This is a genomic window from Geodermatophilus sp. URMC 60 (genome assembly GCF_053502585.1).
This window is the reverse complement of record NZ_CP199958.1, coordinates 1,252,635-1,273,401: the sequence shown is the minus strand read 5'-3', so window position 1 is coordinate 1,273,401 and position 20,767 is coordinate 1,252,635. Positions and strand designations below refer to the sequence as shown.

Sequence of the window (20,767 nt, the reverse complement as noted above, 5' to 3'; positions counted from 1 at the left end):
GCTGATGGCCTACATTCCGCTGTCGGGTATTCACGCAGAGCAGGTCGGCGACGTCTCGACGGGACGCCGACACGCCCCGATCGGTGACGGAGATGGATCGTCGAATGGGAGAAGAGTCACCCGATCGTGCACCCCTCGTCCTCCTCGCCAGCCCCGAGGACGTGCTCCGCGTCGGAGGCGAACACCTCCTGACGCCCCGCGAGCGACAGCGCGCCGGCGCCCTGCGCCACCGAGCCGACCGCGACGCCCACGTCGCTGCGCACATGCTCGTCCGGCACTGCGTCGCGGCGCTGACCGGTCGGCCGGCGGAAGCGCTCGAGCTGGTGCAGGAGTGTGCGGAGTGCGGCTCGACCGAGCACGGCAGGCCCGCGATCGCCGGTCTCCCCGAACTGCACGTCAGCCTGGCGCACACCCGCGGCGCCGTGGTGGCGGGCGCGGACCTCCGGCCGATCGGCGTCGACGTCGAGGGAGCGCGGACGAGGGACCTCGACCCCGCCGTCCTGGCCTACACCCTCACCGCCGCCGAGACGGCCCGGGTCCGTTCGGCGAGCGACCCGCCGTTCGCCTTCCTCCGCCACTGGGTGCGCAAGGAGTGCCTGGTGAAGGCGGGCGTGGTCACGCTCGACGAGCTGTCCCGCGTGGAGCTCGACCCCACGACGGAGGAGGACGTCGAGCGGGGTCGCACGCGCAGCCGCTTCGGGCCCCTGCACCTGCTGGACTGGTTCGACCCGATCTTGGACGTCGCCGTCGCGGCGGCCGCCCACGAGCCCCCGGTGGTCGGCTCCACCCGCACCTGGGCGGCCCTCCGCCCGACGTGACGGCGGCCCGGTGGCCGGCGCCGTCCGGTGACGGCGGCTGCGCGGGATGGTCGGCCGCCGGGGCGCCGACGAGGGTGGACGACGGGCCACGGCCTGCCTCTCCGACCCGCTGGGGACCTCCCCCAGATGGGGCATCGGATCCCCGTGACCCGCGCATCCGTGCGTAGAGTCCGCCTCCGGCTGAGCCCGTCCCGCCCTCTCGGAGGTTCCCTTGCGCAGGCCTGTGACCGTGCTCGGTGCGCTGGCACTCGTGTTGTCGGCTGCCGGGACGGCGTCGGCCGAGCCCCCGCTCGAGGTGGCCGGCCAGATCACCGACGAGGCCGGGCTCCTCGGCACCGGGGCGCCGGCGGCCGAGCAGGCCGTGGCGGACCTGGCTGCGGAGGACGACCTGCAGCTGTACGCCGTCTTCGTGCCCTCGTTCGACGGCGCCGACCCCGGGGAGTGGGCGCAGGACTCCGCGCAGCTGTCCGACCTGGACGAGACCGACGTGCTGCTCGCCGTGGCCGTGGGGGAGACGACCTACGAGTACGGGTACTGGGTCGCCGACGACTTCCCGCTGTCCGAGGTCGACCTCGACCGCGCGGTGACCGGCGAGGTGGAGCCCCGGCTCACGGCAGGCGACCGGTCCGGCGCGGTGGTGGCACTGGCCTCCCAGCTCCGGGACCTGGCGGCGACCGAGGAGGAGGCGGAGCGACAAGCGGCCCCGTGGTCCGCCTCCACCATTATCCTCGTCATCGGCGGCGTCGCGGTCGTCCTCCTCGCCGCCCACCTGCTCTCCCGTCGGAGGTCCTCGACCCGGTCCTGATGTCCGGGCCACGGCTGTCGGCACGTGCCGGCATCCCGTGGCCCGGGCACGCAGGAGCTCCACAGGTCGGTCACCGGGAGACGGCAGGCATCCCGTCCACGCTCTCCTCCATGACCTCCCCGACGGTGATCCCCAGTGAGCCGACGCCCGTCACCGCACCAGCCCCGCGGTCCTCGTCACCCGGCGTCGCTGACCGACCCGCCGTCGTCCCCACCCCCGCGTCCGGGGCGGCCGCGGGAGGCGCTGGGGCCATGAGCCTCACCGCACCGCACGACCCGGCGATGTGCGCGGGGCAGGGGTGCTCCCGGCACCACCCGAGCAACCACCACATGCGGACCTGGCCGAAGGTCTGGCGGGAGTTCTACGGCTACTCCGACCGGATGTGCTCGCACGGCGTCGGGCACCCCGACCCGGACGACGTCGTCCACCTCCAGTCGCTCGGTGGCGCCTGCACCGAGCACGCGTGCGACGGGTGCTGCATCGCGCCCCTCAGCACCAGCGCCTGACGGCCGCCGGCGCCCCGGGGCAGGACGGCCGGCCTCAGCCGGAGACGCGGTCGCGCACCGCCCCGGGGACGGCGAGGGTTTCGGCGTCCTCCTCGCGACGGAGCACCCAGGAGACGGGCAGCACCAGGCGCGGCGCCACACCGACGAGGACGGCGACCAGCACGGCGACGCCGGCCAGCGCCTCTGCGGACTCCTCCAGGTAGGTGGCGGTCACCGCCCACTGCCCGACCGCCACGGCGGAGACCGCGGAGAGACCGACCGACGCCACCGCGTAACCGGCCAGGCAGCCGAGCACCCGGCGGCGGTCGCGACGCTCGTCGCGGCTGACGAAGCCGAGGACCGCGAGGACGCCGACGGCGAGCGCGACGCTCGCCGCGACCGCGCCGGGCTCGCCGACGGCGGCCGAGAGCGCGCTCATGGCCTCGACGTGCACGGTGCCGCCGGCCTTGACGACGGCGACGCCCGCGCAGACCAGACCGACGGCGAACCACCAGGCGCGGCGGCCGGGCACGCGGGCGGCACCGGCGACCGCGGCCACGGCGGCGACCGCGAACAGCGCGGCGACGAAGGTGCGGGGTGCTGAGTACGGGGCGTCCATGGACAGGGCGCGGGCCACCGGACCGGTGGCCCCGGTGAGCCGGACGACGTAGCCGGCGGTCTCGAGCAGCACCGCGGTCGCGGCCAGGCCCACGCCGACGGGCGGCAGCGGGACCGGGCGGCGCGGCGTGCGCAGCCGCAGGTCGGCGAGCCGATCGAATGCGGTCGGTCCGCGCTCGGAGAGCACGTCTGCCCTGCGGATGCCGCGGCCGATCACCACGGCGACGGCGAAGGCCAGCAGCAGCCAGAGGAGCAGTCCCCCGACGACCCAGATCAACACGTCCCGGTCATCGGCAGGTCAGCGGGTCCCCGTGACCTCCTGTCACCCGCGTGGGTGTGCCCGTGGGGTCAGCGCGGCGAGGAGCCGACGGCCGAGCGGAAGTCGGCGGGCAGGTCGGCGGTGGTGAACGGACGCGCTGCGCAGGATCGGGCCTCGCCGAGGCGGATGGCCCGGCCGAGGACGAGGGCGACTCCGAGGGCCACGAGCACCCACACCACCAGCACGCCGATCATCCAGGTCTCCATGCGTTCGACATCGGCAGCCGCCATGCCCACCGCGACCGTCCGTTCAAACACGCGTACCGGGAGTCACTCGTCGACCCTCCGGACCTACCCTCTCCCCCGGCTCCGAGGGCAACCCCGACACCTCGGCGTCGCGGAGGCTCTCCGGGGCAGAAGGTGGTCGACGGCCCAGAGCCGGACACCGTCCCGAGCCACGCGGAGAACGGCGTCCCGGGGACTGTCCACCAACGTGGTCGGGCCACGAGCCATCAGGGACCACGCAGCCGACCTGCTACGACGATGCGGGCCACCCCTCCGGCGGGGCTGAGCCACGTGCTGTGCGCTGGCAAGGTGGCGTTGAGCGCGTCCGATGTCGCCGTCGCGTGATCCCAGTACGCACTGGCCGATCACCTTCACACAGGGTGAGACCGGGCCGGGGTATGGCGTATTCGTGCGACACAGGGCTTGTCGTCACGCGATGTTCACCTGAGGGTCACCGCTCACGGGGCTACACGGAGGTGCTTCAACCTGGGTCACCTCACACCGATGTAGCGCGATGGGGGAGCGACCGGTGTTGCTCGGCGGCAGCCTCGGGCGGTCATCCGGCACGACGAGCGTGGCGGACACGACCGGTGCCGACGGATGCCGGGGGTCCGTCGACCCGTACGCAGCAGTCGGGAGCCTCTGGCGTCACGGTGTCACGTTCGTCCTGCTGGTGCTCGCAAGCGTCTGGTTCGTGCTGATCTCCCTGGCCGGGGTCGCGTTCGCCGGTCCGCCGTCTGAGGGTGGCGACGCGTCGTCGGGCTCCTCCTCGGCCCAGTCCGCCGACCGCGCCTCCTCGGCCCAGTCCGCCGACACCGGCTCCGGCACCACCGGCTCCGCTGACCGCGACACGTCCTCGGCCGGCCAGTCCGCCGACACCGGCTCCGCCGACACCGGCTCCGGCACCACCGGCTCCGCCGACCGCGACACGTCCTCGGCCGGCCAGTCCGCCGACACCGGCTCCGACACCACCGGCTCCGACACCACCGGCTCCGCCGACCGCGACACGTCCTCGTCCGGCCAGTCCGCCGACACCACCGGCCCAGCTGACCGCGACACGTCCTCGGCCGGCCAGTCCGCCGACACCGGCTCCGACACCACCGGCACCACCGGCTCCGCCGACCGCGACACGTCCTCGGCCGGCCAGTCCGCCGACACCGGCTCCGACACCACCGGCTCCGACACCACCGGCTCCGACACCACCGGCTCCGCCGACCGCGACACGTCCTCGTCCGGCCAGTCCGCCGACACCACCGGCCCAGCTGACCGCGACACGTCCTCGGCCGGCCAGTCCACCGACCGCGCCGGCACCGGCCCCGCCGAGCGCGGCACCACCCCCGAGGTCGCACCCGGCCGCGGCAGCGCCCCCGACGTCGCACCCGGCCGGCCCGCCGACACCGGCAGCGCCCCCGAGGTCGCACCCGGCCGGCCCGCCGACACCGGCAGCGCCCCCGAGGTCGCACCCGGCCGGCCCGCCGACACCGGCAGCGCCCCCGAGGTCGCACCCGGCCGGCCCGCCGACACCGGCAGCGCCCCCGACGTCGCACCCGGCCGGCCCGCCGACACCGGCAGCGCCCCCGACGTCGCACCCGGCCGGCCCGCCGACACCGGCAGCGCCCCCGACGTCGCACCCGGCCGGCCCGCCGACACCGGCAGCGCCCCCGAGGTCGCACCCGGCCGGCCCGCCGACACCGGCAGCGCCCCCGAGGTCGCACCCGGCCGGCCCGCCGACACCGGCAGCGCCCCCGAGGTCGCACCCGGCCGGCCCGCCGACACCGGCAGCGCCCCCGAGGTCGCACCCGGCCGCGGCAGCGCCCCCGAGGTCGCACCCGGCCGCGGCAGCGCCCCCGAGGTCGCACCCGGCCGCGGCAGCGCCCCCGACGTCGCACCCGGCCGGCCCGCCGACACCGGCAGCGCCCCCGACGTCGCACCCGGCCGGCCCGCCGACACCGGCAGCGCCCCCGACGTCGCACCCGGCCGGCCCGCCGACACCGGCAGCGCCCCCGACGTCGCACCCGGCCGGCCCGCCGACACCGGCAGCGCCCCCGACGTCGCACCCGGCCGCGGCAGCGCCCCCGACGTCGCACCCGGCCGGCCCGCCGACACCGGCAGCGCCCCCGACGTCGCACCCGGCCGCGGCAGCGCCCCCGACGTCGCACCCGGCCGGCCCGCCGACACCGGCAGCGCCCCCGACGTCGCACCCGGCCGCGGCAGCGCCCCCGAGGTCGCACCCGGCCGCGGCAGCGCCCCCGAGGTCGCACCCGGCCGCGGCAGCGCCCCCGACGTCGCACCCGGCCGGCCCGCCGACACCGGCAGCGCCCCCGACGTCGCACCCGGCCGCGGCAGCGCCCCCGACGTCGCACCCGGCCGGCCCGCCGACACCGGCAGCGCCCCCGACGTCGCACCCGGCCGCGGCAGCGCCCCCGACGTCGCACCCGGCCGCGGCAGCGCCCCCGACGTCGCACCCGGCCGCGGCAGCGCCCCCGACGTCGCACCCGGCCGCGGCAGCGCCCCCGACGTCGCACCCGGCCGCGGCAGCGCCCCCGACGTCGCACCCGGCCGCGGCAGCGCCCCCGACGCCACACCCGGTCGACCCGCCGGCGACGCCGCTGCAGGGGACGCGACCGGTACACCGACAGGGGACGACGCGATCCGCCCGTCCCCGCGGGAGACGCCGGCCACGTCAAGCCGCCCTGTCCCGGGCCAAGTCGGCCCACGCGAGCAGAGCGACCGGGGAGCAGCGACGAACCCGGGGGCGACCACCGGTTCTCCCTCAACCGACGCTGACCCTGGAGGGACCGCGCGCGGCCCTGGTCTCGGGGAGCCTGAGGCTCCGGCTGGGCGGGACACGGTCTCCGTCGCCAGCCCCGGTCGTGCCCCGTCGGCCACACCACAGCGGGCCGACACATCCATGACTCCGGGGTCGGCTCCGGGCGGCGGAACGGTCCGCGAACCCGCCGACAGCACTGCGGGGCGAGCCGAGTCCAGGGACACCGCGCCGTCCGGCAACACCTCGACGCCCGTCACCGGCCGGGGAACGACCTCCGACGCCGGGGAAGGGAGCGCCACCCGCGAGGGGACCCTCGTTCCCGCGCCGCAGGCCGACCGGAGCGAGCCCGGCCGGGCGACCCGGTCCCCGGCTCCCGTCCCGCCCGAGGACGTGTCCTCAACGGTGCTCGGCAGGACTCCTGCACCGGCGCCCCCTGCAGCTCCCGGGACCGACGACTCGCCGTCCTCGCTGGAGGAACCCCGCAGCCTGGGGGAACCCCGCACGTCACGATCGGGGTCTGGGGACGGCGTCCCGCCACGACCTGACTCCCTCATGGAGCCGACGTCCGGCATCGGGTCGGAGACCGCGGTGTCGGCACCGGTGGCGCCCCTGGTCTCCGTGGTAGCCGTCCCTGCCTGCCGCCCGGGCGACCCCGAGTTCCTGCGCTGGAGCGCGGAAGGGGTTCTCCCGGCCCGGGTCCGCGCATCCACGACGGGACGGGGAACACCTGCCTGGGCCGGTGACGCGGTTGCCGTCGTGCCCGCGAGCGCGCCGCCCGCAGCGCCGGTGTCACCACTGCCCCAGCCATCTCCTCTGGGTGCACCAGTCCCGGTGGGGCCGGCCACGGGTACATCCGTGGGTGGGGCCGCGGGTGGAGGCGGGCAACAGAACCAGTCGGACGACGACCCCGCAATCTCCTACGCCGGGCTCGCCGCCTCGCTCGCCCACACGGCAGCCCGTGTGGCCTCTGCCGTCGCCGCCCACCTACGGAGCAGTGCGTACGACCCCGGGAGCCGTCCCGGCTGAGCCTGGCGTCGCACACGACGGCGCTACGAGCGCCAGACCGTCCATAACCACGCCTGGGCACGGCCACGACCGGCCGCCCGTCCGGGGGTTCTGCTCGGGTTCGTCACTGCTCGTCATCCTCGCGCTCTCGACAGAGCGCGGCTTCAAGCCGAGGAACTGGCTCCATGAAGCAAAACCTGTGCTTTCACACCCATCAGCCCATCGCCGCCCCACCGCTCGTGCTCCTCGAGCGCGCGCACCGTCGCGGTCACGCGACACCCCTCCGTACCGGCGTTTCCTCCCGGATCGATGCCGACCAGGGGGAAACGAGATGACCGACGCCTTCCGTGAGCGGCTGGACAGCGTGCTGGCCGTGGACACCGAGTACGCCGATCACTCGACCGCCGAGAGGGACGACCCCGACGTCCAGCGCCTCTCACAACTGCTCCCCGTTCCACCGGTGCCGAAGACGCCGACGATCGCCGACACCTCGACCTCGCTGGGGGCTCGCCCCGTCTACGACCCGTACGGCGCCCGCAGACGACCGGCCCCGGAGTGGCTGGTCAACTACACGACGGCTCTGGTGACCGGGGACGTCGTCGCCGCCGTCTCGGCAGCCTGTGTCGCTGTCGCCATCACCGGCCCCGTCTCGGCGAAAGGACTCGCCCTGGCTGCCGCCGGGGCGCTGTCATGGCCGGTGCTGCTGATGGTGCTGGGGACCTACGCCGAACGTCGACACGGATCCGGCGCGGAGGAGTACCGCCGAGTGACCATCGGTGGCCTCATCGCGATCGCGGTGGCCGGCTATGCGGCGCACGTACCGGCTCTGGCGGCAGTCCACGGACTGCTGCTCATCGGGGTCCCCTTGGCGACCGTGCTCACGCTGGTCAACCGTGTCCTCTGCCGGTGGCGCCTGCACGCCGCCCGCCGGCAGGGGGACATGACGAAGAGGGTCGTCCTGGTCGGCCGTGACCTGGCCGTCCTCGACCTCGCCCGGCGGCTGCGCCGTGACCCCACGGCGGGCCTCCGGGTGATCGGCGCATGCGTCCCGCGCTCGTCCGAGCGCGCGATCCTCGAGCAACGTGGGATCGTTGTGCTCGGCCACCTCGACGAGGTCCTGCACGTCCTGGACGTCGTCGGCGCCGACGCGGTGGTCGTCGCCTCGGCCAGCGAGACTGCCGCGCAGTACCTCCGCGATCTCTCCTGGCGCCTCGAGGGCACGAACGTCGACGTGCTCGTCGGGCCGGGGCTGGTCGAGGTGGCTCCCCACCGGCTGCAGATCCGACCGACGACCACCGGGCCGCTGATCCAGGTACGGGAACCGCAGTTCCGGGGCCACCGGCGGTTGATCAAGGGGCTGCTGGACCGGATCGGCGCGGCTGCCCTGCTGGTCCTCTGCGCACCCCTGTTCCTGGGGATCGCCTTTGCGATCCGGGTGACCAGCCCGGGTCCGGCCCTGTACCGGCACCGTCGCGTCGGCAAGCGGGGCAGGCACTTCGACATGCTCAAGTTCCGGAGCATGGCCGTCGGCGCTGACAGCCAGATCGACGGGTTGAGGGTGCGGAACGAGGGGAACGCGGTCCAGTTCAAGCTGCGGAGGGATCCGCGGGTCACTCCGGTGGGCCGGTTCCTGCGCAAGTACTCGCTCGACGAGCTCCCCCAGCTCATCAACGTGCTGAGGGGGGAGATGTCGTTCGTGGGGCCCCGGCCGCACGTGGACAAGGAGGTGGAGCAGTACGGGCCGGACATGCACCGGCGCCTTCTGGTGAAACCGGGGATCACCGGTCTCTGGCAGGTGAGCGGGCGATCCAACCTGGGCTGGGAAGAGGCCGTCGAACTGGATGTCCGCTACGTCGAGAACTGGTCACTCGGGCTGGACCTGGCCATCCTCCTGCGGACCGTTCGGGCTGTCCTGCGGTGCTCCGGCGCCTATTGACCCCGACCTGTCCGGAGGGGGACGGTTCTGTGCCCGAGGTGCCTCCCACGAGCTGAGCACCGTGTCCTGCAGCGGGGGACGACGCAGATCGTCTGCCCGGTCGCCGCGTCGCGTCAGCCGGCGCGGCGACCAAGGGCGCGGTAGGTCCAGCCGGCAGCGGTCCAGGCCTCGCGGTCGAGGGCGTTGCGGCCGTCGAGCACCCGCTTCTGCGCCACGACCTCCCCGAAGGTGACCGGGTCGAGCTCGCGGTACTGCCGCCACTCGGTGAGCACCAGGACGGCGTCGGCGCGCTCGGCCGCCTCCTCCGGGGTGTCGGCGTAGTCGAGCTGGGGCCACAGCCGGCGGGAGTTCTCGACCGCGGCGGGGTCGGTGACGCAGACGGCGGCGCCCTGCAGCTGCAGCTGGGCGGCGACGTTGAGGGCCGGGCTGTCGCGGATGTCGTCGCTGTCGGGCTTGAACGCGGCCCCGAGGACGGCGATGTGCTTGCCGAGCAGCGAGCCGTCGCAGACCTCGCGGGCGAGCTCGACCATGCGGATGCGGCGGCGCATGTTGATGTTGTCGACCTCGCGCAGGAACGTCAGCGCCTGGTCCGCGCCCAGCTCGCCCGCGCGCGCCATGAACGCGCGGATGTCCTTGGGCAGGCAGCCGCCACCGAAGCCGAGGCCGGCGTTGAGGAACTTGCGGCCGATCCGGTCGTCGTAGCCGATCGCGTCGGCCAGCTGCTTGACGTCGGCACCGGTGGCCTCGCACAGCTCGGCCATCGCGTTGATGAAACTGATCTTCGTGGCCAGGAACGAGTTGGCCGCCGTCTTCACCATCTCCGCGGTGGCGTGGTCGGTGACGACCTTGGGGGTGCCCCGGGCCACGATGGGCGCGTAGACCTCGTCGAGCATCCGCTCCGCGACCTCGCGGTCCTGGTCGGCGGGCAGGCCGTAGACCAGCCGGTCGGGGTGCAGGGTGTCCTGGACGGCGAAGCCCTCGCGCAGGAACTCCGGGTTCCACGCCAGCATCGCGCCCGGCACCTTGTCCCCCACCAGCTCGGCCAGCCGCCCCGCCGTCCCGACCGGCACGGTGGATTTGCCGGCCACCAGCTCACCCGGCGCCAGCACCTGGAGCAGCGACTCCACGGCGGCCTCGACGTAGCGCATGTCCGCGGCGTACTCGCCCCGCTTCTGCGGCGTCCCCACGCAGACGAAGTGCACCTGCGAGCCGGCGGCCTCGGAGATGTCGGTGCTGAACCGCAGCCGGCCCGTGGCCAGCGTGCGGGCCAGCAGCTCCTCGAAGCCGGGCTCGTAGAACGGCGCCCGCGCTTCGTTGAGCGCCGCGACCTTGCGTTCGTCGACGTCGATGCCGACGACCTCGTGGCCCAGCTCCGCCATCGACGCCGCGTGCACCGCGCCGAGGTAGCCGCAGCCGACGACCGAGACCTTCATGAACGCTCACCCCGTACCAGAGAACTGCCACCGCGGTCCGGCCACCGCTGCCGGGTCGAAACTACGGGGCACCACGCCCCTGGGCCACGTCGGGCAGGGGACCTCACCTGCTGCAGGCAGGTCAGGGTGCCGGACGGACGACGCCGCAGCGGCAGGCGTAGAGGCTGGCGCCGCTGAAGGCGTCGTCGCCCGTCCAGCGGAAGCGGTGCCAGTGGCCGCGCCTGCCGGAGGACGCCGTCGCCGGCCCTTCTCCCGATGGGGCACGACGGACCACCGGGAGCGTGAACACGCACAGCAGTCTGCCCGATCCGCTCACCCATCTGCAGCAGCACGTACCAGTCCGTCACGAACACCACAGCGGCCACCACCTCCCCGCGCTCTGGGGGTCCCGCAGGGCCGCTCACCTGCGGTGTACTCCCATCCGGCGGGGTGCACACGGACGAGGAGGCGCGCGTGACGTGGGTGTGGACCGCCGTGGTGGTCTGGGTGCTGCTCGCCGTCCCTGCCGCCGTCCTGCTGGGCCGGACCATCCACCGCGCTGACCGCGAGGAGCTCGGGGTGCGATCCACCGGACCTCGACGTCCGTGACGTGACCTCCCCCGGAGCTCACCCCGAGGAGTAGCAGCCGCCTGACGCGACCTCGCGCCGTCCGTACATTCACCCGGGTCGGTCGGTGGACGGGGGCCCAGGTGAGGAGTGCCAGGACGGCACCTAATCAGGCGGCGCCACGGCGCCGCGGGCTGCGCCGGGCGTTCATCGGCATCGCCGTCCTGGGCCTGGTGGTGGCGCTGGTCGGCGGCGGTGCCCTCTGGTTCCTCACCGACCGCTACGCCGGCAACGTCGACCGGGTCTCCGACGTCTTCGCCCAGCTGGACGAGGGGGCCCGCCCCGCGCCGGCGACCCCGGTGGAGCAGGGCGGCGAGGAGCTGGTGACCTTCCTGCTCGTCGGGTCGGACACCCGGGCCACCGCCGAGGAGGGCATCGCCGCCGGCGGTCGCTCCGACGCGATCATGATCGCCCGCTTCTCGGCCGACCGGCAGCACGCGCAGCTGATCTCCGTGCCGCGCGACTCCTGGGTCGACATCCCCGGCCACGGCATGGACAAGGTGAATGCGGCCTACGCCTACGGCGGGCCGGCGCTGCTCATCCAGACCGTGGAGCAGCTCACCGACGTCCGGATCGACCACTACGTCGCCATCGACTTCGAGGGGCTCATCCAGGTCACCGACGGCCTGGGCGGGGTGGACGTCGTCGTTGCGGAGACGACGAGCAACGGGCCGTACACCTTCCCCGCGGGCGTCAACCACCTGGACGGTGACCAGGCGCGCTGGTACCTCGCGCAGCGCTACGGCCTGCCCGGCGGCGACTTCGACCGGGTGCGCCGGCAGCAGCAGTACCTGCAGGCCGTGTTCGGCAAGCTCTTCAGCTCCGACACCTTCACCGACCCCGGCCGGCTCGACGCCGCGCTGCTGGCCGTGACCAGCGCCGTGGCGGTCGACGAGCAGCTGGGCAACACCGAGATGCTGTCGCTGGCCTACTCGCTGCGCGGGCTGACGCCGGAGAACGTCGACTTCTTCACCGCACCGGTGCTGGGCACGGGCACCGAGGGGGCGGCCAGCGTCGTCTACCTCGACGCCGTCGCAGGCGAGCGCATGTGGAGCTACCTGCGAACCGACTCGCTGTCGCAGAACGCCGAGGAGTTCGGCGACCAGGCGCTGCCCGACGTCCCGCGCTGAGCGGGCGGCCCTCCGGTCGCCGGGCCGGCACGGCTTGTGCTCCACCACGCCGGCGGGTATGCCGGGTCAGGAGACGACGGCGAGGCCGGAGGCCACCATGACGGATCGACCCAGCGCGGCGAGCGTCCCGCCCGACAACGAGACGAGCAGCAGCTCGACCGACGGCGGCCTGCCGGTCGGCGCCGCCGACGCGGAAGCGGATGCCCGGCGCAGCGGAGCCGGCGACGACGAGCGGCCCAGCAACGTCGGCGAGGGATTCCTGCTGGACGTCGATCCCGGCCGGGAGACCGATGGCGGCGTCCCGGTGGGCCGCGCGGACGCCGAGGCGGACCGGATGGGGTCGGTCGAAGGAGACGAACGCGCGTAGCCGCCCTGCCCGGGAGGCTTCATGATCCCCAGCCGGCTCCGGCAGCAGCTCGCTACGATCCGTGCGCATGGCACGACACGTGCTGTTCGTGGCGCTCGCCGGGCACGGGCACGTCACTCCGACGCTGCCCCTGGTCGAGGAGCTGGTACGGCGGGGTCACCGCGTCGCCTACGCCACGGCTGCCGACTTCGCCGACGCCGTGACCGGTGCCGGTGCGCAGTGGGTGCAGCTGCCGCCGATGGCGCCGTTCCACCCGCCGGCGCAGGTCGGCCCGGACGTGATCGCCTCCTGGTTCCGGCACTACTTCACCGCGATGCGCGCGACCTATCCGGTGCTCCTCGAGTACTGCCGGACCGCTCGGCCGGACGCCGTCTGCTACGACGTGACCAACTGGCCGGCCCGGCTGGTGGCCCACCACCTGGGCATCCCCGCCGTGCGGCTGGTCCCCAACCTGGCGGAGAACGAGGCGTACTCGCTCGACGACCGGCTCACCGAGGGGCTCGACCCGGACCACCCCCAGATGGCGGCCCTGGCCGAGGACTGCGCACGCTTCTCCGCCGAGCACGGGGTCGACCTCGACGTCGCCGGGACGATGGACGTTCCCGAAGCGGTGAACCTGGTCTTCATCCCCCGCGAGTTCCAGCCGGCCGGCGACTCGTTCGACGAGCGCTTCCACTTCCTGGGCCCGCTGCTCGGTCGCCGCGAGCAGCAGGAGCCCTGGTCACCTCCGGACCCGCACGCCCCCGTGCTCTACATCTCGCTGGGCACGATCTTCACCGACAACCCAGCGTTCTACCGCACCTGCATCGAGGCCTTCGGCGACGGCCCCTGGCAGGTGGCGATGACCATCGGGGACCTGGACCCGGCCGCGATCGGGCCCGTCCCGCCCGGGATCGACGTCCGGCCGCGCTTCCCGCAACCCGCGGTGCTGCGCCACGCGCGGGCGTTCCTCTCGCACGCCGGGATGAACTCCACGATGGAGGCCCTCTACTACGGCGTCCCCCTCGTCACCCTCCCGCAGATGCCCGAGCAGGCCGCCAACGCCGACCGCGTCGTCGAGCTGGGCCTCGGGGAACGCCTCGCCACCGACACACTCACCCCGGACGCCCTGCGGCAGGCCGTCTCCCGGGTCACCACGGACGGGCAGGTCCGGGCCAACCTCGAGCGCATGCGGCGGGCCATCCGCGACGCCGGCGGAGCGGAGCGCGGCGCACTACTCATCGAAGACCACGTGGCCTGAGCTCACCTCACGGCGATCATCGACTCCGGACGACGTCCGGAACCTGCCCCGGCCGACGTTGCCGGGGTTCCCTGAGGGCGGTCTCAGGGACACCGATCCCACAGCTCTGGGGAGCCGCATGAGATGTCCTCGTGCCTCGACACCCCGCAGCTCGTCCTGGGCCGCTGATGCTCGCCTGTGGTGGCGCCCACCACTCGGGACGCCCTTCTACTACGTTATGCACCTACACGGTGACCGTGCGGCGTCAGCGTTGGGGTGGCTGGGGGCACAGTGGATCAGACGGCGGCGATCATCGGAATCGCAGGCGTGATTGCGACCATCCTTTCGGGCCTTGGTGTCGCCCTCATTGACGTAAGCACGCTGAGCAGCCTCTGGAAAGGATTACTCACTGCACTTGGCGTGTTCATCACTACCGTAGGAACGTTGGCGGCCCTAGCCCTTGGCGAGGTTGGTCCGTTCGAGACACGGCACATCAGTCTTGAAGACCTTGGCGGAAGCACAGGATGCGTGATGACGTTGAACGGGACTGCCAAGGTGCCAACTGGAGAGGATGCATGGGTTCTGCTGTTTGACGACTCGAGTGGCCACTTCTACGTACAAGGCCCTGCCAGTGGTCCTGTGGTACAGGGAGGGCAGGAGAAATCTTGGACCCTTCCGGTGATTGTGTCAGACCAATTCCACGACACCAAGCCAACATACAGTGCGCTGGCGCTGATTGTCCCCTTCAACGAGAGTGCGCGCCTGCAGGCTCAACTGAAGGACCAGCCACTGCCCCCCGAGGCCATTCCGGAGAAGATCCTCGACGTAACGCGTCAGCGGGTCACGTTGGACTCCAGCGTTTATTGTCCAGTTGCCCCCTCTAAATGAGTCGACCTGCCGCCTGCAGTTCGCATTGACGCTTCTTGCAATTGCGGCTGCCCGGGGGCCTGAGCCGAACTGACTTCCCTAGTAGCACCTCGGCAGTCCAGTCGTGTCCTTCAACTCTGGGCGCGCTCCGGCCGCGAGCCATGGGGTGTCCCTGAATGGCGCTGAGGGCGACTGCGTCGGGCGATGCCCATGCGTCTCCTCAGCGAGGGTGAGGTGCCTTGGAGGATGCGCCTATCGCGTCTCCGTGCACCCTAGCGTCGAGCCGTGCGTATCCTCTTCGTCTGCACCGGCAACGTGTGCCGTTCCCGATCGCCGAGCAGCTCGCCACGACGCGGGCACGAGAGATGCTGGCGCACAGCCCCGAGGTCAACGCCGTCCGGATCGACAGTGCGGGCTTGAGCGTGACCGCAGGTCGCTGGCTGGGCCGGCATCTTGGCTCGGCGCCTAGTGGAGCACTGACGCAACGGCTGGCTGACTTCGGATGGCAACAACGGTGACGTTGTCGCGGGCGCCCACGGTCTCCGCGTCGGCCGTCAGCTCCGCGGCCAGTGCGTCCGGCTCTTCATCAGCACCGAGCCGCGCAGCGATCCGGTCGTCGGTCAGCTCACCTGTCAGGCCATCGGAACAGGCTAGGAAGCGTTCGCCCGGGACGACCTGCAGCAGGACGACGTCGGCCTCGGGACGCGGGCCGACGCCGAGTGCGCGAGTGATGATGTGCCGCTGCGGGTGCGTCGCGGCGCTTTCGTCAGAGATGTATCCCGCGTCGAGGAGCTCCTGCACGACCGAGTGGTCCTTGGTGACGAGCTCCAGCTGACCCTCGTGCCAGCGGTAGACCCGCGAGTCGCCGACGTGGAACACCGCCCACTGCGGCCCGTCCCCCTCGTCGACCAGCGCGACTCCGGCGACCGTCGTCCCGGCGCCGGCCTTGTCCGGCCCCTCGAACGCGCGGATCTCGCCGTCGGCCCGCTGCAGCGCCAGCCGGATCGCCTCGACGGTCGTCGTCTCGGATCGCGTCAACGAGCGCAGCGCCTCGACCACAGCCTCGGCAGCGGCGGCACCACCGACGTGACCCCCCATGCCGTCGGCGACCGCGAAGACCGGCGGAGCAGCCAGGTACCTGTCCTGGTTGTCCTCCCGCTGGCCCACGGCGGTCGCCGCTCCCCACGTCAGCTCGACCGGCGGCATCCACGCTCCACAACACGCATCGACGACAGGACGCCCCGTGGGGAAGACAGGGTGCGCCGAGCCTAGAAGGTCACTGACACGCCGGCAGGTCGCACACCCCTCGACCCGCCGGCACGGCGCCCGACGCAGAATGGCCGCGATGCGTTCCTCCCGCCTGGGGGCCGTCGTCGGCTCCGTGTTCCTCCTGCTCACCGCCTGCGCGGACCCGACCGCCGGGACCGCACCAGAGCCCAGCACGTCCAGCCCCGCTCCCCCGGCCGCGCCCAGCTCGGAGATCGACCCGGTGGACGCCGCGCTCGCCGACCTGGACCGGCGCGAGCAGGTCGCCCAGCTGATCGTCGTCGGGGTGGCGCTCACCGACCTCTCCCCCGCCGACGGGTTCGCGGCAGAGGGCATGGGTGGCGTCTTCCTCCAGGGCCGCAGCAGCATCTCCGCCGACGAGCTGGCCACCGCAACCGCGCGTTGGGCGGAGGCAGCTCCGGGGCCGCGCCCCTGGGTCGGCGTCGACCAGGAGGGCGGCGCCGTGCAGACGCTCTCCGGCCCGGGCTTCGCCGACCTCCCGTCGGCCGCCCGCCAGGGCCGCATGCCGGCCGAGGAGCTGGCCGCCCTCGCCGACGACATGGGCGCGTCCCTGAGCAGCGCCGGCATCAACCTCAACCTCGCACCGGTCGTCGACATCGTCCCCGAGGGCACCGAGGACGCCAACGCGCCCATCGGCGCCTGGGACCGCCAGTACGGCAGCTCCGCGGAGGACGTCGTCCGCGCGGCCGGGACGATCGCCGACGCCCTCGCCGCGCACGGCGTCACGCCCACGCTCAAGCACTTCCCCGGCCTCGGCCGGGTGCCGGAGAACCCTGACAAGAGCCGGGACGCCACCGACGACGTCACCACCCGCGACGACGACCAGGTCGGCGCCTTCGGCACGCTCGCCGGCTCGGACGCCGAGCCGTTCGTGATGATGTCGTCGGCCACCTACACGCAGATCGACCCGACCGTGCCGGCCGTCTTCTCCCCCGTCGTCATCGACGACCTGCTCCGAGAGCAGCTTGGCTTCGACGGGGTGGTCATCTCCGACGACATCGGTGCCGCCCAGGCCGTGCAGGGCGTCCCGGTCGACGAGCGGGCGGTCCGCTACCTCGAGGCCGGGGGCACCCTGATGCTCACCATGGACGCCGACCTGGTGACGGAGCTGATCGACGCCATCGTGGCCCGCGCCGAGGCCGATCCCGCGTTCTCCGCCACGGTCGACGCCGCCGTCCGGACCGCGCTCACCGCCAAGGCCGACGCCGGGCTGCTGCCGCCCGCCTAGCGAGTCGAGCAGTCATCCTCCCAGGCCCTGTCGTTCACCGAGCGGGTGGAACCGTCGCATTGTCGTGTGCGCCGCTGCAGGGAGGACGACTCAGGCTGTGAGCTGGTCCACCGTGACGGCATGACGAGGTGGAGGCGCAGGGGGAACTCAGCCCCAGCTGCCGGCAGCCCGCGCGGCCTCGTTCGGGTCAGCCCACACCCGTCGGCGGTCAGCGTGTGCACGGGGGATAGGCCTGTCGGCACGCGGATCCGGGAGGTACACGGCGGCGACCGCGGTGATGACGGCCACGACGACCAGCCCGAGGCCGATTCCCAGGATCAGGATCAGGGCGAGGTACACGGAGAGTCCCTTCCGGAGGGTCGAACGACAGCAGCGCGGGCCCTGCCGCGTAGGCGACTCGGGCCGGGGGTGCGCCGATGCACTGGTCGTGGCCGACGGGAGCCTCCGGCCGGCCACAGCGGGATCACCACACCGCAACAGTGCGGCATCGGTCCATCACTCAAGGTACCCAGCTACCCGTGACCGCGACGGCGACGAGGCCAACCGTGAGGGGACTCACCGCCCGGCCCGGCTCAGCCGGCCGGGTCGTCGTCCCCGGGATCGGCACCGAGGAGCACCTGCCTGCGCAGGTCGAGCACGAGCAGCAGCAGGGCCAGCAGCGCGATGCCCCCCGCGGCGAGGGCCACCGGCGTCCCCAGCGAGCCGCCGACCCGCCCCCAGAACACCGCCGCGCGCGCGTCCAGCACGACGACCACCAGCAGGACGGCGTACAGCGGCACCGTCAGCCACAGCGGCCGGCGGCCGGGAACACGGGGCACGGCGGTCAGCGGAACTCGCCGACGTGGGCGGCGAGGTCGTCCGCGCGCAGGTGGCCCCACAGCGCCGCCGCGCGCTCCTCGTCGAGCCGGGTCACCGGCCGGCCCTGTTCCTCCCCCGCGGCGCCGACCGGAGCGGCAAGGAACTCCGGCTCCCCCACGCCGCGGAACTCCCAGGCGGTCGCCACGAGGTCCTCGCCGGCCAGCGAGTCGTCGACCCGCAGCGCGCCCGTGACCGGGTCGAGCACCCCGGTGAGCCGGCCGACGTCGGAGAGGGCGCCCAGCTCGCCGATCCGGCGGAACACCGCCTGAACCACGCGCTGCTGCCGCTCGGGTGCCCCGGGACGCGTCGCCGCGCTCGCGTCCCGCACGTACGCGACCGCCGCGGCGCCGTCCATCTGCTGCGGCCCGGCCGCGAACGCCCGCCCCCGGTTGCTGTACTCCTCCGGGACGTCGACAGCGATGCCGCCCAGCGCGTCGGTGACGGTCGCGAAGCCCGAGTAGTCCAGCTCGGCGTAGTGGTCGACGCGGACGTCGGTCAGCGTCTCCACCGCACGCACCACGCCCTGCGCACCGTCGGCACCGAAGGCGCCCTCGAGCGTGGTGCTCTGCCCGGCGACCCACGTGTCCAGCGGGAAGGTCACCACCTGGGCGTGCCGGCGGTCGCCGGTCAGCCGCACCAGCAGGGCCGCCTCCGCCCGGGTGGCCCCGGTGGCGACGTCGGCCGGGTCGACGCCCACCACGAGGAACGTCAGGGCCTCCTGCGCTACCTCGGCGACCTCCGGCCGGTCCTGCTCGTCGGGGAACGGGTTCCCGACCCGGCCGACGTCCTCGGCGACGGTGTCCACCTGGAGGGTGCCCAGCCCGATGGCCAGACCGGCGACGACGACCAGCACTCCGAGGAGGGCCGGCAGGACCGCGCGCGTGCGCGATCGCCGAGCGCGGTGCCGCGCCCGGCGGCGGCCGCCTCCCGCTCGCGCGGTGGTCGGTACGCCGTCGTCCGTCCGGTCCGGCTCCCCGGTCATCGTGCCGGTCAGGCGACGAGCTCGACGGCGTGCTTGGCGCCGCAGTCCGCGCAGAGCTCGTACACGCGCCGGTCGACGTCGAAGCCGGGGCGCAGGCGGGCCAGACCGCGTCGCACCAGCTGCGACTCGGTGAGCACCAGCCCCTGGTGTCCGCAGAGGCCGCAGGAGGTGGTGGTGTGCCCGATCGCCCGCCGCTCTCTCACAGGGTGATTCTCTCATCACGCAGCGCGATGGGTGCGACAGGTCCGTCACACCGGCCGCGTCCCGCCGAGGACCCGATCGGGGGATCCTGCCGGTGACCCTCCGGCGCCTCAGGCGGCCATCGGCCCGCCGGCGGCTACCGTCGAGCGGTGCACCGCCGGCTGTCCGCCCTCCTCGTCGCAGCGGTCCTGTCGGCGTTCGCCGTCCTCCTGCTGACCGGGCGGCACCTCGCCGACGGGCCCGTGCTCCTGCGCCTCGGCAACGACCACGGCGTCCACGCCGGCGACCTGTTCGTCGTCCTCGGCTGGGCGGCCGCGGTCCTCGCCGTGGCGGGGCTGGTGCGGGCTCCCGGCCGCCGGGACGGCTGAGCTCCCTCAGCCGGCGGCGTCCAGGTCGGGCCAGGACTCGGCCAGCCGGGCGAACCAGGCGACCTCCTCGGCCAGCCCCCGGTCCAGGTCGACGCTCGGCCGGAAGCCCAGGAGCTCGCGCGCCCGCTCGGTGCGGCACACCACGTTCCCCGCCGGTTGGGCGCCCACGTGCCGCGGCGGCGGGGGCAGCTCGCCGAGCTGCGCGGCCACCGCCCGCCGCACCCGCTGCGCCAGCGCCACCGTGCGCTCCGCCGTCCCGCTGCCGGCGTTGACCAGCCGGAACCGCTCGCCGGCCGGGGACAGCGCAGGTGGCCGGGCCACCGCGCGCAGCACCAGGTCCGCGGCGTCCTCCACGTGCAGGTAGTCGCGCAGCTCCAACCCGTCGCCGGTGATCGTCGCCGGGTGCCCGGCCAGCCCGGCCTGGATGAACGTCGGCACCGCCCACGGCATGGTCTCCCCGGGCCCGTAGAGCGTCGTGAAGCGCAGCACCGTGGCCTCGGGACCACCCGCCGCCGCGACCACCCGCAGCTGGTCCTCCAGCGCCAGCCGCGCCGCCGCGGCGGCGTCCTCCGGGATCGGGCGCATCGACTCGTCCACCGGCCCGGCCGGTGCCCGCCCGTAGACCTCCACCGAGCTGCCCAGGACGACGTGCCCCAGCCCGTCCCCGAGCGCGGCCAGCAGCTCGAGGGTGCCCGCCACGTCCACCGTCACGGAGTGCCGCGCGGTGCCCGTCGCCGTCCGCTCCCCCGGTGGCACCGGGACCGAGTCCAGGTGCACCAGCTGCTCGGTCCCCGCCGCCCGGCGCGCCACCCGCCGGGCCGCCTCGGGTCGCCACCACTCCGGCTCCTGGACCAGCTCGACGACGCCCTCGCGGATCGCCCGACGCACCGGCTCGCGCCACCCCGGGTCGGGCCCGACGACGGCGACGCGGCACCCGGCGCGCAGCAGTCGCGGCACCAACGCCGCGCCGAGGAAGCCCGTGCCGCCGGTGACCAGCACGGGCATGCCGCGCAACCGACCGTCGTCCACACCGTCCGCGCCCATTGGTGGAGGGACGCTAGGGCACCGACGGCGTCACGGAACGCTCCGGTCCGCGCTGGTCGGGGCCACTCCAGCGTGTGCTGACCGGGTGTGTCGCCCTCGGGCCCCGCCGTGTCGTCCACCCGGGACGGAGGTCCCTGCCGCCACGGCCCCACCAGCGGTGGGGATGCGTGGGGGACGGAGGCGTCACCCCTCCGGGT

23 protein-coding genes are annotated in these 20,767 nt (G+C 73.9%); 11 read left to right on the top strand and 12 right to left on the bottom strand.

Annotation, left to right across the window (positions count from 1 at the left end; all coding sequences use genetic code 11):
• Positions 1-116: 116 nt before the first annotated feature.
• On the bottom strand, positions 117-263 hold the full coding sequence (locus ACWIX3_RS06100) for a hypothetical protein (protein WP_448611185.1): 147 nt from the start codon (positions 261-263) through the stop codon (positions 117-119).
• Here ACWIX3_RS06100 and ACWIX3_RS06095 point away from each other — a divergent pair, their 5' ends adjacent.
• From ACWIX3_RS06095 to ACWIX3_RS06085, 3 genes are all read left to right on the top strand, one after another.
• Complete coding sequence (locus ACWIX3_RS06095) at positions 264-818, top strand: 4'-phosphopantetheinyl transferase family protein (RefSeq protein ID WP_448611184.1); 555 nt, start codon at positions 264-266, stop codon at positions 816-818.
• Positions 819-1,029: 211 nt separating this feature from the next.
• Positions 1,030-1,623: a TPM domain-containing protein gene (locus tag ACWIX3_RS06090; RefSeq protein WP_448611183.1), complete on the top strand. Its 594-nt coding sequence runs from the start codon at positions 1,030-1,032 to the stop codon at positions 1,621-1,623.
• A 251-nt stretch (positions 1,624-1,874) separates the two neighbouring features.
• Positions 1,875-2,129, top strand: a complete 255-nt coding sequence (locus tag ACWIX3_RS06085) for a hypothetical protein (RefSeq protein ID WP_448611182.1) — start codon at positions 1,875-1,877, stop codon at positions 2,127-2,129.
• A 34-nt stretch (positions 2,130-2,163) separates the two neighbouring features.
• On the opposite strand, the gene ACWIX3_RS06080 is transcribed toward ACWIX3_RS06085, so the two are convergent.
• The 3 genes from ACWIX3_RS06080 to ACWIX3_RS06070 all read right to left on the bottom strand — a co-directional run bounded on the left by ACWIX3_RS06080 (position 2,164) and on the right by ACWIX3_RS06070 (position 5,852).
• Positions 2,164-3,006: a hypothetical protein gene (locus ACWIX3_RS06080; RefSeq protein ID WP_448611181.1), complete on the bottom strand. Its 843-nt coding sequence runs from the start codon at positions 3,004-3,006 to the stop codon at positions 2,164-2,166.
• A 68-nt stretch (positions 3,007-3,074) separates the two neighbouring features.
• On the bottom strand, positions 3,075-3,275 hold the full coding sequence (locus tag ACWIX3_RS06075; RefSeq protein WP_448611180.1) for a hypothetical protein: 201 nt from the start codon (positions 3,273-3,275) through the stop codon (positions 3,075-3,077).
• 642 nt (positions 3,276-3,917) lie between these two features.
• Complete coding sequence (locus ACWIX3_RS06070; RefSeq protein ID WP_448611179.1) at positions 3,918-5,852, bottom strand: hypothetical protein; 1,935 nt, start codon at positions 5,850-5,852, stop codon at positions 3,918-3,920.
• Between the two features lie 1,523 nt (positions 5,853-7,375).
• On the opposite strand from ACWIX3_RS06070, the gene ACWIX3_RS06065 reads away from it, so the two are divergent.
• The gene (locus ACWIX3_RS06065; RefSeq protein WP_448611178.1) at positions 7,376-8,980 is read left to right on the top strand and encodes a sugar transferase; all 1,605 of its coding nucleotides are present in this window, start codon (positions 7,376-7,378) and stop codon (positions 8,978-8,980) included.
• Positions 8,981-9,093: 113 nt separating this feature from the next.
• On the opposite strand, the gene ACWIX3_RS06060 is transcribed toward ACWIX3_RS06065, so the two are convergent.
• Together ACWIX3_RS06060 and ACWIX3_RS06055 are read right to left on the bottom strand one after the other, a co-directional pair.
• On the bottom strand, positions 9,094-10,413 hold the full coding sequence (locus ACWIX3_RS06060) for a UDP-glucose dehydrogenase family protein (RefSeq protein WP_448611177.1): 1,320 nt from the start codon (positions 10,411-10,413) through the stop codon (positions 9,094-9,096).
• Positions 10,414-10,534: 121 nt separating this feature from the next.
• Complete coding sequence (locus ACWIX3_RS06055; RefSeq protein WP_448611176.1) at positions 10,535-10,702, bottom strand: hypothetical protein; 168 nt, start codon at positions 10,700-10,702, stop codon at positions 10,535-10,537.
• A 164-nt stretch (positions 10,703-10,866) separates the two neighbouring features.
• Between ACWIX3_RS06055 and ACWIX3_RS06050 the strand changes: the two genes are divergently transcribed.
• The 5 genes from ACWIX3_RS06050 to ACWIX3_RS06030 all read left to right on the top strand — a co-directional run bounded on the left by ACWIX3_RS06050 (position 10,867) and on the right by ACWIX3_RS06030 (position 14,623).
• Complete coding sequence (locus ACWIX3_RS06050) at positions 10,867-11,001, top strand: hypothetical protein (RefSeq protein ID WP_448611175.1); 135 nt, start codon at positions 10,867-10,869, stop codon at positions 10,999-11,001.
• 101 nt (positions 11,002-11,102) lie between these two features.
• Positions 11,103-12,149, top strand: coding sequence for an LCP family protein (locus ACWIX3_RS06045; RefSeq protein WP_448611174.1), 1,047 nt, complete (start codon positions 11,103-11,105; stop codon positions 12,147-12,149).
• Between the two features lie 97 nt (positions 12,150-12,246).
• Positions 12,247-12,516 carry a hypothetical protein gene (locus tag ACWIX3_RS06040; RefSeq protein WP_448611173.1) on the top strand — a complete coding sequence of 90 codons (270 nt, stop codon included), beginning with the start codon at positions 12,247-12,249 and terminating at the stop codon, positions 12,514-12,516.
• Positions 12,517-12,583: 67 nt separating this feature from the next.
• Positions 12,584-13,756 carry a macrolide family glycosyltransferase gene (locus tag ACWIX3_RS06035; RefSeq protein ID WP_448611172.1) on the top strand — a complete coding sequence of 391 codons (1,173 nt, stop codon included), beginning with the start codon at positions 12,584-12,586 and terminating at the stop codon, positions 13,754-13,756.
• A gap of 270 nt (positions 13,757-14,026) precedes the next feature.
• A complete protein-coding gene (locus ACWIX3_RS06030; protein ID WP_448611171.1) occupies positions 14,027-14,623 on the top strand; it encodes a hypothetical protein in 597 nt (198 codons plus the stop codon).
• Between the two features lie 444 nt (positions 14,624-15,067).
• Here the strand turns inward: ACWIX3_RS06030 and ACWIX3_RS06025 are convergent, their stop codons facing one another.
• Entirely contained in the window at positions 15,068-15,808 is a 741-nt protein-coding gene (locus ACWIX3_RS06025) for a PP2C family protein-serine/threonine phosphatase (RefSeq protein WP_448611170.1), read from the bottom strand.
• 139 nt (positions 15,809-15,947) lie between these two features.
• Here ACWIX3_RS06025 and ACWIX3_RS06020 point away from each other — a divergent pair, with 139 nt between their 5' ends.
• Entirely contained in the window at positions 15,948-17,117 is a 1,170-nt protein-coding gene (locus ACWIX3_RS06020) for a glycoside hydrolase family 3 N-terminal domain-containing protein (RefSeq protein ID WP_448611169.1), read from the top strand.
• A gap of 147 nt (positions 17,118-17,264) precedes the next feature.
• On the opposite strand, the gene ACWIX3_RS06015 is transcribed toward ACWIX3_RS06020, so the two are convergent.
• From ACWIX3_RS06015 to ACWIX3_RS06000, 4 genes are all read right to left on the bottom strand, one after another.
• Complete coding sequence (locus ACWIX3_RS06015) at positions 17,265-17,456, bottom strand: hypothetical protein (protein WP_448611168.1); 192 nt, start codon at positions 17,454-17,456, stop codon at positions 17,265-17,267.
• A gap of 233 nt (positions 17,457-17,689) precedes the next feature.
• Positions 17,690-17,935 carry a hypothetical protein gene (locus tag ACWIX3_RS06010; protein WP_448611167.1) on the bottom strand — a complete coding sequence of 82 codons (246 nt, stop codon included), beginning with the start codon at positions 17,933-17,935 and terminating at the stop codon, positions 17,690-17,692.
• Between the two features lie 5 nt (positions 17,936-17,940).
• On the bottom strand, positions 17,941-18,828 hold the full coding sequence (locus tag ACWIX3_RS06005) for an LCP family protein (protein WP_448611166.1): 888 nt from the start codon (positions 18,826-18,828) through the stop codon (positions 17,941-17,943).
• A 137-nt stretch (positions 18,829-18,965) separates the two neighbouring features.
• Positions 18,966-19,160 (bottom strand): hypothetical protein, encoded by a 195-nt coding sequence (locus ACWIX3_RS06000; RefSeq protein WP_448611165.1) that lies wholly within the window; start codon positions 19,158-19,160, stop codon positions 18,966-18,968.
• 147 nt (positions 19,161-19,307) lie between these two features.
• Here ACWIX3_RS06000 and ACWIX3_RS05995 point away from each other — a divergent pair, with 147 nt between their 5' ends.
• Positions 19,308-19,526 carry a hypothetical protein gene (locus ACWIX3_RS05995; RefSeq protein WP_448611164.1) on the top strand — a complete coding sequence of 73 codons (219 nt, stop codon included), beginning with the start codon at positions 19,308-19,310 and terminating at the stop codon, positions 19,524-19,526.
• 6 nt (positions 19,527-19,532) lie between these two features.
• On the opposite strand, the gene ACWIX3_RS05990 is transcribed toward ACWIX3_RS05995, so the two are convergent.
• Positions 19,533-20,570: an NAD-dependent epimerase/dehydratase family protein gene (locus ACWIX3_RS05990; protein ID WP_448611163.1), complete on the bottom strand. Its 1,038-nt coding sequence runs from the start codon at positions 20,568-20,570 to the stop codon at positions 19,533-19,535.
• Between the last annotated feature and the right edge of the window lie 197 nt (positions 20,571-20,767).